Source organism: Thioclava sp. GXIMD4216 (assembly GCF_037949285.1).
Lineage (GTDB): Bacteria > Pseudomonadota > Alphaproteobacteria > Rhodobacterales > Rhodobacteraceae > Thioclava > Thioclava litoralis.
In genome coordinates this window covers 377,212-390,132 of the sequence record NZ_CP149927.1, presented here as the reverse complement: position 1 = coordinate 390,132, position 12,921 = coordinate 377,212, and the positions used below count along the sequence as shown (strand labels likewise).

The following is a 12,921-nucleotide window of genomic DNA, read 5'->3' as shown; positions in this document are numbered from 1 at the left end:
GTGGGGAACAAACGGGGTCGGGCGCTTGGTCATGGCCTCGTGCTGGGTCGGGATAAAGGTGATGGGGTATCTGACGCATCTGGGCATGGTGACTTCTGGCACCAGCCGTTACATGACGCAAATCGACGATCTGATGCTGTCGCTGGATGGCAGCCTGTTATATCAGGCCTCCGGCGAGGGAGGGGGCATCGTTGTGCGCGATGCCGAAACGGGGGCCAAACTGCTGGATCTGGCCGCCTATCCCAGCGGGTCCGGCCTGTCCGGATCTGTCGAAATCGCGCTTTGCGACCTGAACGGAAAGGCCGCGTTGCTGGTCTCGGGGCCTTATAGCAGCGGCGTCACAGGCTATTGGGTGGCCAATAATGGCACGCTCAATCAGGCGTTCACGCTTGATTACGGGAGCCTTGACGCCCTCGACCAACTGGAAGTCGTCACACAGGGCGGCCAGAACTTTCTGGTGGGCGCAGGGCGCGCGCAGGGCGGGTTCTCGGTGTGGTCTGTCGGCGCGGATAACGGGCTCACCCTGACGGCACGGGCCGATATCGCAGCGGGCAACCTGACAGCGTTGGAAACCGTCACAATCGACGGGGCAAGCTATATTCTGGCGCTCTCGGGCCAGCCCCCCTCGCTGAACTGCTATGGCCTGTCCGATACGGGCAAGGTGACCGCCAAAGGCGATCTTGACCTGAATGACGGGCTGGCCGTCTCTGATCCGGTGGCTCTGGCACAGGTTACACTGGGCGATCAGGTCTTTGTGCTGGTCGGCGCGCAGGGATCGGGCTCTGTCTCCGTCGCGGCTCTGGGAGCGGATGGACGGCTGACCATCACCGATCAGGTCAATGACGATCTCACGACGCGCTTCGGGCAACTCACCGTTCTGGAGGCGATCAATCACAACGGGCGCGCCTATGTGGTGGCCGGTGGCGGTGATGACGGCATAAGTCTGATGACCCTGCTGCCCGACGGGCGTCTGGTCCATCTTGAAACGCTGGCCGATACCACAGGCATGGCGCTGGAGGCCCCTTCGGCCTTGGAACTGGCCGTGGTGGACGGCGAATTGCGACTGTATGCGGCAGGGCGTGGCGAGGCCGAAAGCGGTGTCGCGGCGCTCTCGCTCTATCGGGTCGAGGTCGATCCCGGTCTGACCTTGCTGGCCGAGGATGCAGGATCTGCCCTGACGGGCGGCGGCGCGGATGATGTGCTGATGGGCGGCGACGGCAAGGACACGCTCAGGGGCGGGGCGGGCGATGACATCCTGACCGATGGCGCGGGGGCCGACCGGCTGTGGGGCGGGGCGGGGGCGGATATATTCGTCTTCACCAAAGACGGCGCGACCGACCGGATCGAGGATTTCGAGGTGGGGGTCGACCGGATCGACCTGTCCCAGATCGGGCGGTTCTACACTGTCGATGCGCTGACGATAAAATCCATCACGGGCGGGGCGCAGATCACTATCGGGGGCGAAACGCTTACGGTGATGTCCTCAGATGGCAGAAGCCTGAGCGCCGCCGATTTCGACATTTCCGATTTGCGCGATATCTGGCATGTCGATGTCAGCAGTCTCACGGTCGGGCCGCAGCATCTGGTCGGCACGGCCCAGAATGACTGGATCGAGGGGGATAGCGGTGCGGATACGCTGACCGGCGGGCGCGGGGCCGACACCTTGCTGGGAGGAGAGGGCAATGACCTTCTGCTGGGCGAGATCGAAGAGGGCAAATTCGATACGGCCTCCGCGCAGGTTGTCCGGCTGTTTCAGGCCACTCTGGACCGCGCCCCCAATGCCGAAGGCCATCTGGATTGGACCGCGCAAATCCTGTCCGGAGAGAAAACGCTGACCGAAGTGGCGCAGGGCTTTGTCGATTCTGCCGAGTTTCAGGACACTTACGGCGAGCTGAATGACACGCAATTCGTCACCCAGCTGTATCAGAACGTGCTGGGGCGCGCCCCCGATGCCGCCGGTCTGAAAAGCTGGACGACCTATCTTGCGCAGGACGGCACGACCCGCGCCGATGTGGTGGTGGGCTTTTCCGAAAGCACCGAATTCAGCCGCGCCATGCAATCCGAGGTTCTGGACATGTCGCGCGCGGGGTATCAGTCGGACTGGGTGGATGATGTGTTCCGCCTCTATCAAGCGACGCTGGGACGGGCGCCCGACCTCGGGGGGATCACCGCATGGACCACTGCCCTGTCGCAGGGCACGCCCTTTGAGGATGTCGTCTCCGGCTTCGTCAATTCGACCGAATTCCAGCAAAGCTATGGCCAACTGGACAACGAAGCCTTCGTCACGCTGCTTTACGAGAACGTTCTGGGGCGGGCACCCGGTTCGGCGGGGCTGGCCGACTGGTGCGCACGGATGGAAGATCAGGGCTGGAGCCGCGCCGATGTGGTGGAAGGGTTCTCGCAAAGCGGCGAATTTACGCGACAGATGGCGGACCCGCTGAAAAACTGGATGGTCGATCAGGGCGAGTGGAACCAGCTTGAGGGCGGAGCGGGAGACAATATCCTGTTTGGCGGGATGATGGCGGACCGCTTCGTGTTTTCCGCCGACACACCGGGCACGCATCTGGTAGTGGATTATCAACCTTGGGATTGCCTGTCTTTTGAAGGCTTTGGCTATCAAAGCATCGAGGATATCCGTGCCCAGTTCTCGCAAGAGGGGGATGATGCGATTTTCATCGATCAGGATGTCGAGGTGGTCTTGCGCAACACATTGATCAGCGAAATCGATTATGACAGCTGCCAGTTCTGATCGCCCCTCGGCCAGAAAAGACAACCTGAAAGAGAAAAGCCGTTCCCAAGTAAGCTTTTGTTAACTATCCTTACCCTAGCGTTCAGTATGTTGCACTTTCGGGTTGATCCTTGAGATTTCTCAATGAGGGACAAATGACCAAGACTGCATTTATCACCGGCGTGACCGGACAGGACGGAGCCTATCTTGCCCGCCTCCTTCTGCAAAAAGGCTATGAAGTTCATGGGGGTGTGCGGCGGATTTCACAGCCGGACATGGCACGGCTTGATGCGCTGGGAATTACAGATCAGGTCCATTTCCATGATTTCGACCTGAGTGATTCCAACAATATCTTCCGCACTATCCGCGATGTGCCGATGGATGAATTCTACAACCTTGCCGCGCAAAGTTTTGTCGGGGCCTCGTGGGATCTTCCCGTTTACACCGCCGAGATCGACGGCATGGCCGTGGTGCGCATTCTCGATGCCTTGCGCAGCCTGCGCCCCGAATGCCGTTTCTATCAGGCCTCGACCTCGGAAATGTTCGGTGAGGTCCGGGCCGTTCCGCAACTGGAAAGCACACCCTTCTATCCCCGCTCGCCTTATGGCGTGTCGAAGGTCTTCGCCCATTACATGACGGTCAATTACCGCGAGAGTTTCGGCATGCATGCCTCCTCGGGGATCTTGTTCAATCACGAGAGCCCGCTGCGTGGCAAGGAATTCGTCACCCGTAAAATCTCGATGGGTCTGGCGGCTTTGGCGCATGGGGCCAATGCGCCGGTGGAACTTGGCAATATGGCAGCCAAGCGCGATTGGGGATTTGCGGGGGATTATGTCGAAGGCATGTGGCGGATGCTGCAGCGCGAAAATGCTGGCGATTTCGTTCTGGCCACCGGTACCAGCACCACCATCCGCGATTTCTTCACCTATGTCGGGGAAGCGCTGGATATGGAGGTGATCTGGGAAGGAGAGGGGCCACAGGAAGCCGCTTACGACCGTCTCAGCGGGCGCCGCCTCATGCAGGTCAATCCCAAATTCTACCGCCCCGCCGAAGTGGATCTGTTGCTCGGGGATCCCTCGAAAGCCTGTAACGAACTGGGCTGGAAGGCCAAAACAGATGTGCGCAGCCTCGCCATGATGATGGCGAAAGCCGATTACGATGCGCAGGCAAGGCAGCTTCGCTAGGGCAGGCGCGCTCGGCGGCAGGCCTCTAGGAAAGCGTCGTCAAAGGGAGGGAACCCATGCGGAATGCGGTGCGTGGCCTGCGCAAGGCAGGCGGTGTCTGGTCTTACGGGCGCAAGGCATTGTCTTACGGCAAAACGCTGAAGCTGCGCCGCGAAATACGTCGCAAACAGGCCCCTTATCGTGGCCATGTCGAGGGTGTCTTCGATCAGGACGGCACGCTGCGCGGGTGGATTTATGACACTCGCCAGCCGCAGCAGTCGGACCTGCGCATCGGCCTTTATGCGGGAGATCTGCTGCTGGATGTGGTGGCGGTCGAGCATCCGCGCGATGATGTCAAAGCACATTACGGCTGCACGGTTCAGTGCGGGTTTGCCTTTGCGCTCTCTGCCTCGTTGTTGGACCAGATCAGACAGGCCGGCGGCGAGGTGGTGATCCGGACACATGGCACGACCGAGCGCGAGATCGGTCGGCTGCACCTTACCCCCCAACCTGAAACCGCCCCCGCAACCCCCGAGATGACGACACTGATCCGCCGCTTCCTGACCGAGGATCTGGCCGGTCTCACAGGGGTTCTGGATGAGGAGACGCCCCCCCAGACAGCGGCCCCGTCGCCCGCCCCTATGCTGCTTCCGCATCAGGCGCTTTTTGCGACAGATCCCGTTATTCCCCCTGACCAATGTGCCCCGAGCGGCCTGCCCGGCTATCTGGAATTCACCCGCCATCGCAATCGCGTCGATCAGGAATTCCCCGTCACGCCGGAGAACACAGAGCGTGACCGCTTTCTGTATTTCTACCTCACCACCTATAATGCGACCCGAAAACAGCGCATTCCCCTGAGCGCGGAGGATATCGCCTATCTCAACGAGCCGCTTGTCATGGGAGGCGTGCGCCATAGCCTGACCCGCGCCATGTGGTGGCGGTTGTGCGGGCGGCGGGATCTGCTGGCCGATCTGGACCTGAACGACCGCGCCTCTTATGTGCGGATGGTCTTCTGGTGGCTCTGGCAGGATGCGGCCCATCTGAAACTGGAAGATTGCCTTGTGCCGCAGAAGATGGCCGATCTGATGCGCCATATCCAGCCCTCGCGCCTCTGCGACGACTGGCCCCTGACCACCTTCAGCGAACGGTTTTTCAATGCGACGGTCACGCTGCATTTTCTGGCCCCCGGACGCTGTGCCGAAAGCCGCAAGCAGCTATATCTGATCCTGATGGTAATGGCCCTCAAACGGCCGGATATTCTGCGCTACATCCCGCGCGAGCTGTTCATGCGGCTGCTGACCCCCGTTGACGGGCAGGGCCGTTCCGAACTGGAACTGTTTCTGGCGCAGCTTCTGGAGCGCGACAGTTGCACCTTCCCGCTTGCCAGCTTTGCCCATAGCGTGCGCCTCAAGGGGTTCGACCTCGACAGCCTGTCCTTCCTGACCTGTTGCGACGCGGGCCACCGGCTGGAAGCCGCAGCCCTGCCCGTGCCGCAAGGGGCGCTGGCCGATATCCAGCTGATCGGCCCTCTGGCCAAGGCTTCGGGCTTGGGGCAGGCCGCGCGCCTGTCGGCAGACATTCTCTCGCGCACCGGAAAACACCTGCGCTGTGTCGATTTCGACATGGACAACCCCGCTCCCGAGGGATTCAGCTCGGAGGCGCGCATGGATGCCTATGGTCCGGCCAGAGTCAATCTGATCCATCTCAATGCCGAATCCGTGCCGCTGGCCTTTGCCTATCAGCCTGATGTCTTCTCTGGCGCCTATAATATCGGCTATTTCTACTGGGAGCTCGACCGCCCCGCCGCCTGCCACTATCTGGCCCTGGAGATGCTGGATGAAATCTGGCTTTCGTCCGATTACGGCGTGCGGATTTACCGCCCCGAATTCGACGGCCCCGTCTGCAATGTCGGCATGTGTTTCGAACCGAATGACGATATCGACCGGCAGGAGGCACGGAAATTCGTCGAAAAACGCTTCCGTCTGTCGGCGCGGCATTTCATCTGTCTGGTGGCCTTCGACAGTTTTTCGTTCGTGCAGCGCAAGAACCCGCTCAACGCGCTGCGCAGCTTCCAGAAGGCCTTCGCGGGGGTGCCCGATGCGCGTTTGATCGTCAAAACCCAGAACCGGCAGTCGGTTTTCGATCCGGTGCAGATCCGGATCTGGGACGAGATGGAAGCCATGATGGCCCGCGATCCGCGTATCCTGCTGATGAACGAGACGCTGACCTACAGGGATCTGCTGCATCTCAAGAAGGGCTCGGATTGCTACCTTTCGCTGCATCGCTCCGAAGGATGGGGCTTCGGGATGATCGAGGCGATGAGCCTTGGTGTGCCGGTGGTCTGTTCGGCCTATTCCGGCAATCTGGAATTTTGCGATGCGCAAACGGCATGGCTTGTGCCCTGCACCGAGATCGGTCTGGAAAAGGGCGATTACATCTTTACGCCGAAGGGGGCGGTCTGGGCCGAACCCGATGTGGAGGCGGCGGCCCGACAGTTGCGCCGCGTCTATGACGATCCGGTGGCACGGGCAGCCAAAACGGCCCATGCGCTGGATCATATCCGCCGGAATTTCTCGGCAGAAGCCATCGCTACACGCTACAATGCGCGGCTTGAGGAGATACTGGCAGAGCTTGATCACGCCCCGAAAGAGGCTGCGGAATGACCCTGACCACCCAAAAGACAGCCCCCTCCGTGCCGCCCGAACTTCTGCGTGATGCGTTCCAGCTTTTCCTGCAACGCGACCCGAACCCGCAAGCCCGGAACCAGTTTGCGGATTTCGGCGCCCTGATCGGTGCGCTCTTCGGTTCGAAAGAATTTCTGGCCTCGGCACAAGCGCAAAAGACCAATCTGCCTTGGCCGGAGCGACAATATTTCATCGCGCGCGATCTTGGCATCCTCTACTGCCCCATCGGCAAGAATGCCTGTAGTTTCTTCAAGCGGGCGATGGTCACGCTGGCCCAGCATCCCGCGCGGGCGGTGCTGGACCGGTCGATCCACCAACTGACCGATCATATCTGCACGGGCCTGCAGCTTTCGGATTATAGCGAGACAGAGATTGATGCGATCTGGCGCGACCCCGATCTTTACAGTTTCGCGATCCTGCGCGATCCGCTGCGCCGCCTGTTATCGGCCTATATCGAGAAATTCGTGGTGAACCGCCTTGATGCGGCCAATCTACGCTATCATACCGGACCGGTCATCGAGGCTGTCCAGAAAGCACAGGGGCTGGAGACCCCCGATTACCATCGCGGCATCCGGTTTCGGGATTTCGTCAACCATATCCTGTCCCAACCGCCCGAGCAGCTGGACCCGCATTGGCGGCCTCAGCATCTGTATCTGGGCGCACATCGCTGGAGCGCGCTTTACGACTTCGACCATCTCGACCGCGCCGTGCAGGATCTGGAGCAGATGTCGGGGATCGAGCTCAAACGCCCGCCGGTGAACCGCTCCGGCAGCGGCGTCGGGCAAGCGCATTTCGGGGCAGACCAGCTTTTGCCCGAAGTACTGGATAAACTGCCGATGATCGAGGCAGAATCGTTCTTTCCAGACGAGATCCGCGCAAAGATCCGCCAGTATTATGCCCAAGATGTGGCCTTGATGGCGCAGACACGGTAACGCCGCGCGGCACGCACGGGATCGGGCGGGATCGGGCGGAACACCCCGCTGAAACAGCTCCAGAGAGCACGCGCTTTCGGACTGTCGGGGAGTGCGATGCAAGGATCGCGGCATTTTATGCACTTAGCATAAGGATCGGGGCGACGGCTGATTGCGCAATCCCGGGATGCGCCGGCCTGTCATCCCATGCGCTCCGGCCCCGCATATGCCATGCGGGGCCGGAGCTTTGTCGCGGTGCAGGTCAGCTAAGATGATGCGGCGGCTCAAGCCCGTAAACCGGTGTCTCGATCCCCGCGTGACGTGCCTTGAGCTGCAGGGCCAGATAGCGCGAATAATGGCGCGACTGATGCAGATTGCCGCCGTGGAACCACAGCCCTTCCTGCATCGTGGGTTTCCACATATTGCGCTGTTCGCCTTCCCACGGGCCGGGATCTTTGGTGGTATCGGACCCCAAGCCCCAGCATTTGCCAACCTTGTCCGCCACTTCTTGCGAAATCAGGTCCGCCGCCCAGCCATTCATCGAGCCATAGCCCGTGGCATAGATCACCAGATCGGCGGGCAGCTCGGTGCCATCTTCCAGCACCACCGCATCTTCGGTCAGGTGGCTGACACCCTTGCCCGATTGCAGCTTGATCGAGCCGTCAATCACCAGATCGCAGGCCCCCACATCGATATAATAGCCCGACCCCCGACGCAGATATTTCATGAACAGACCGGATTCATCATCCCCGAAATCCAGCATGAACCCCGCCTTTTCAAGGTCGCGATAGAAATCGGCATCGCGTTTCTTGATCTCGGCATATTGCGGCACATGCCATTCATGCATGATCTTGTAGGGCAGCGATGCAAAGATCATATCCGCCTTATCGGTGGTGATGCCATTGGCCACCGCCTCTTCGGAATAGAGCGCGCCCAGACAGACCTCGCGCAGGCTGTCGGATTTGACGATATGGGTCGAGGACCGCTGCACCATCGTCACATCCGCGCCGTTTTCCCAAAGGGCGGCACAGATATCATGGGCCGAGTTATTCGCCCCGATCACCACCACCTTCTTGCCGCGATAGGCATCAGGCCCGGGGTGCTGGCTGGAATGCTGCTGTTCCCCCTTGAAGACATCCTGCCCCTTGAAGCTCGGAATATTGGGCTTGCCCGACATGCCCGTGGCCATCACAAGCTGCTTGGGATGCAGCGTGATCTCTTCCCCCGCGCGGTCCAGCACCACCGTCCATTCGCCTTTGGCCGCGTCATAGGTCGCGGATTTGGCACGGGTGGAGGACCAGTAATTCAGCTCCATCACACGGGTATACATCTCGAGCCAGTCCCCGATCTTGTCCTTGGGGGCAAAAACCGGCCAGTTGTCGGGGAAGGGAATATAGGGCAGGTGGTCATACCAGACCGGATCATGCAGGCAGAGCGATTTATACCGCTTGCGCCACTGGTCGCCCGGACGCTCATGCGCATCGACCACGATGGTCGGCACGTCCAGCTGGCGCAGCCGCGCCCCCAAAGCGATGCCGCCCTGACCGCCACCGATGATCAGCACATAGGGCTGGGTCTCCACACCAAGGGTCGATGCCTCGTGCTCGCGCTTTTCCTTCCACGTCAGGCGGTTCGGGTCATGGCCATGCTCTGCCCCCATAGGTCTGCGCAGCTTGCGGGGCTCTTCATGACCTTTCAGTTCGTGCAGCGTGGTCAGAAGGGTCCAGATTTTCCCCTCTTTCATACGGATATAGCCCACGCCGCGCCCCAGAGAGGTCTCCAGCTGCAACCACCCTTCGGTCACGCCATCGGCCTCGCTCACCGCTTCGGCGGGATCAAGATGGATGGAATGCGTGCGGATCACCGGCAGCTGGACTGCGGCCATATCGGCAATGGCCGGACGGCCTTCCAGCGTTTTCAGGTTCCATGTAAAGGCGGCAAGATCGCGCCAGTATCCCGTTTCCAGAAACAGGTTGGCCACAGCCTGCGCATCACAGGCAATCATTGCGCGTTCAAGATCATTCACGAGCGCCTGCAAAGCGCCGTGTTGGGTCGTATCGAGCATGGGTTCTCCTCCCTTGGCTCCGGTGAAGCCGCGGCGGATCCTGCGGGCGGAGCCTCCTCAAACCCCGTGCCCCCGCAAAAAACCGCCGCCGCAGTGAATTAGGCCTCCAGATCGATCAGGATCTTGAGGTGGTTGCCAGCCGGATCAAGCAGCGCGTCAAAGCCTTCCTTGACGGCATCATCGAGCTTGATTTTCTTGGTGACGACTTTTTTCGAAGGAATAGCGCCAGAGGCAATCAGGTCCATCACCCGCGGCCAGCTATGCGCCGGATAGCACCAAGACCCCTTCAGGGTCACATCTTTGAACGTTACATCAAAGAAGTTCAATTTGCCCACGCCCGGATGCACACCTGTGGCGACAATCGTCCCCTGCTTCCGGACCGCATCGAGACAGGATTGAAGGGCATGTTCATTGCCAACGCATTCGATGGCAATGTCACATCCCAAATTGTCTTGTGTATGCGCCTGCACAACCTCGGTCAGATTGTCTTTCGCCGGATTAACCGTGATCACCTCCGGCAGAACCTCTTTCGCGAGCTTCAATCGCGTCTCGTTCATGTCAGAAACAAAGAGTTTTGTCGCGCCGAAGGCCTTGGCGGTCAGCAGAGCCAAGATACCGATCGGCCCTGCGCCGGTGATCAGCACGCTATCGCCGGCCCGAACTCCCGCGCGGTCGCAGGCGTAAACGGTGACAGCCGTCGGCTCGACCAGAGCGGCTTCCTCGTCGCTGAGTGCATCCGGAATTTTGTAGACGTTATAATCGTTCAGAATGGAGGCTTCAGCCATCCCCCCCCATTGCCAGCTAAGCCCGACAAGACCCAGCACAGGCGACAGGTTCAGCCAGCCGCGTTCACCGAAATATTCTCCTGTGCGGGGGCCAATGAGCGGCTGAATTGCAACCCGATCCCCGACTTTGACATTTGTCACTCCCTCGCCAACGGCTGTGACGGTTCCGCCGAATTCATGACCGAGAATCTGCGGTCCATGCGCCCCCGTATAAGGATGAGGTTCTTTTGGAATGAAAATCGGCCCATGCGCGTATTCGTGCAAATCGGTCCCGCAAATCCCAACGAAGCGATTCTTCACCGCCACTTGGCCCGGACCGGGTTTGGCAACATCTTCGATATCTTCGACACGCAGATCTTTTGCCGCGTGGAAACGTAGCGCTTTCATTGACGCTTCTCCTTCTCACTTACGGCTCTCATGATGCGCGCTTGTCTGCGACAAAATAGCCCGACTTATCTTGAGCAAGGTTTTCAATGGCTTGCTAATTTGACCTGTTGCACTCTCTGCCGCACCTGTTGCATCTGGTTGCAACAGCTATGCTGCGATGCCGCATGAATGCTGCACCATGCAGACGACCCCGTTTCCAGCCAAGCCATTGTCGATTAGGCTTTCTTGGCCGCGAGGGCCTTGGAAGGGGACGGCATGCACAGGGTAAGCGAACATATCCGCGAAATCGAGGCTGTCTCGAACGGGGGGGCCGTCGGGCGCGATCCTGCCGTGGCCGCAAGCTGGCGGCGCTGCCTGCAAGAGCACAAACTCGATCCGGCCCGCCGCTCCGAAGCCTATATCGTTCCCAGCCGCATCCTGCGCCAGCATCGGGAACGTTCGGGCGATCTGATCTCTATCGCGCGCTCGGGGATCGAACAGCTTTATAAACTGGTGGCCGAACAGGATTATGTGCTGCTTCTGGCCGATGCGGCCGGTGTCACGGTGGAGTTTTTGGGGCAGGACCAGCGCAAGGCCGATCTGCAGCATTCGGGCCTTTATCTGGGCGCGGAATGGTCGGAGGCGCGGGCGGGCACCTGTGCCTTGGGGGCCTGTATCGAGGGCGGCGAGCCGATCATCGTCCATCAGAGCGACCATTTCGACAGCACCCATAGCGGGCTGAGTTGCACAGCCGCCCCGATCCACGACCTGTCGGGACGGCTGAGCGCGGTGCTCGACATCTCGCTTCTGTCCTCGCCGCGGCCGCGGGCCAGCCAGTATCTGGCGCTCAACCTTGTCAAACAAACCGCGCGCCGGATTGAAATGGCCAATATCATGGCCGAGAGCCGCCGCGACTGGGTGTTACGCCTTGGCCCCAGCGCCGAATTTCTGGACACCGATCCCGAAGCAGCGATCCGGTTGGATGCGTCGGGGCGGGTGACCGGCATGACGCATGGCGCGGCACGGGTGATGGCGGCGGCTCTGGGCTGCGACTGGCGGCGCCCCGATCTGCTCTTGGGGCGCCCGATTTCCGACAGTTTCAATCTGGATCTGAACGGGATCGAGGCGCTGACCCGCCATAGTCCGGCCCGTGAACGCAATGTGGAGACCCGTAATGGGTACAGGCTTTTTGCCCATGCGATCGAACCCCGACGCGAGCCTGTGCGGCGGGTGACGGCCTATCGCGGCACGAGCCTGCCTGCGGTGCCGCAGGGGTTGCGGGATCTGGCGCAGAATGATCCGGCGATGGCGCGCGTGATCACGCAGGCTGCCGGTCTGGTCAACGGGCAGGGGGCGGTTTTGCTGACCGGCCCGATGGGCAGTGGCAAACGCCATCTCGCCCGCGCCATCCACGAGGCGGGCATCGGTGGCCCCTTTGTCACCCTGCGCTGTGGCGAGTTTCTGGCCGAGGAAGAGGCCACAATTTTCGGGCGCGAAACCCGTGGCCTGACAGAGCCCGGCATGATCGACGAGGCGCAAGGGGGCGCGCTGTTTCTGGACAAGCTCGAAGAGCTGCCCCCTCGCGCACAGGCACGGCTTCTGGCACTGATCTCGGAAGGGGCATGGCGTCCGATCGGGGCGGTGCGGGCGCAAAAAGCCAATATGCGGATCTTCGCCTCGCTTGGCATGCCGGCACAACAGGCCGTGGCCGAGGGGCGCCTGCGCCGCGACCTGTATTTCGCGCTGCGCGGCACGGTGCTGGACCTGCCCGCCCTGCGCGACCGGCAGGATCTGGTCTGGCTGGCCGAAACCGCACTTTCCGAGGCATTCACCCAGCCAGTAACACTCGGCGCAGAGGCTGCCAGCTGGATCACGCAGCAAGAATGGGCGGGCAACCTGCTGGAATTGCGTGATTTCGCCCGTCACAGCGCTGACCGTCTGGTGGAAAACGGTGCTTTGCCCCGACAAGGGCTGCAGCTGGCCGATCTGGCCCGTGACTATGTTCAGGACGCAGCCTCGAAAGAGCACGGCCACGCGGCGCTCCTCAACCATATCCTGCAACAGACCGGCGGCAATATCTCCGAAACCGCGCGACGGCTGGGGGTAAACCGCTCGACAATCCACCGGCAGATGCAGCGTTACGGGATCAAACGCCGCTAAAGCATGTTGTCAAATGCCGCTTTGCCTGCCAGATGCGGGGGCAAGAAATTCCAAGCGGA

General features: G+C 60.8%; 7 protein-coding genes. 5 read left to right on the top strand and 2 right to left on the bottom strand.

All coding sequences use genetic code 11. The features are described 5' to 3' along the window. Positions 1-61: 61 nt before the first annotated feature. The 4 genes from WDB88_RS15065 (at position 62) to WDB88_RS15050 (ending at position 7,507) form a co-directional block, all read left to right on the top strand. The gene (locus tag WDB88_RS15065) at positions 62-2,749 is read left to right on the top strand and encodes a DUF4214 domain-containing protein (protein WP_339109635.1); all 2,688 of its coding nucleotides are present in this window, start codon (positions 62-64) and stop codon (positions 2,747-2,749) included. Positions 2,750-2,883: 134 nt separating this feature from the next. Beyond that, on the top strand, positions 2,884-3,912 hold the full coding sequence (gmd, locus tag WDB88_RS15060) for a GDP-mannose 4,6-dehydratase (protein ID WP_330647075.1): 1,029 nt from the start codon (positions 2,884-2,886) through the stop codon (positions 3,910-3,912). Positions 3,913-3,968: 56 nt separating this feature from the next. After that, positions 3,969-6,554 carry a glycosyltransferase gene (locus tag WDB88_RS15055; RefSeq protein ID WP_339109634.1) on the top strand — a complete coding sequence of 862 codons (2,586 nt, stop codon included), beginning with the start codon at positions 3,969-3,971 and terminating at the stop codon, positions 6,552-6,554. Further along, positions 6,551-7,507, top strand: coding sequence for a sulfotransferase family 2 domain-containing protein (locus WDB88_RS15050; protein WP_339109633.1), 957 nt, complete (start codon positions 6,551-6,553; stop codon positions 7,505-7,507). Before WDB88_RS15055 ends, WDB88_RS15050 begins: the two co-directional genes overlap by 4 nt. A gap of 241 nt (positions 7,508-7,748) precedes the next feature. Here WDB88_RS15050 and WDB88_RS15045 read toward each other — a convergent pair whose 3' ends face one another. Together WDB88_RS15045 and WDB88_RS15040 are read right to left on the bottom strand one after the other, a co-directional pair. After that, the gene (locus WDB88_RS15045) at positions 7,749-9,491 is read right to left on the bottom strand and encodes an NAD(P)/FAD-dependent oxidoreductase (RefSeq protein WP_330647280.1); all 1,743 of its coding nucleotides are present in this window, start codon (positions 9,489-9,491) and stop codon (positions 7,749-7,751) included. A gap of 158 nt (positions 9,492-9,649) precedes the next feature. Beyond that, on the bottom strand, positions 9,650-10,723 hold the full coding sequence (locus WDB88_RS15040; protein ID WP_330647078.1) for a 2,3-butanediol dehydrogenase: 1,074 nt from the start codon (positions 10,721-10,723) through the stop codon (positions 9,650-9,652). Between the two features lie 255 nt (positions 10,724-10,978). Here WDB88_RS15040 and WDB88_RS15035 point away from each other — a divergent pair, with 255 nt between their 5' ends. After that, positions 10,979-12,862: a sigma-54-dependent Fis family transcriptional regulator gene (locus WDB88_RS15035; RefSeq protein WP_339109632.1), complete on the top strand. Its 1,884-nt coding sequence runs from the start codon at positions 10,979-10,981 to the stop codon at positions 12,860-12,862. Positions 12,863-12,921 lie beyond the last annotated feature (59 nt).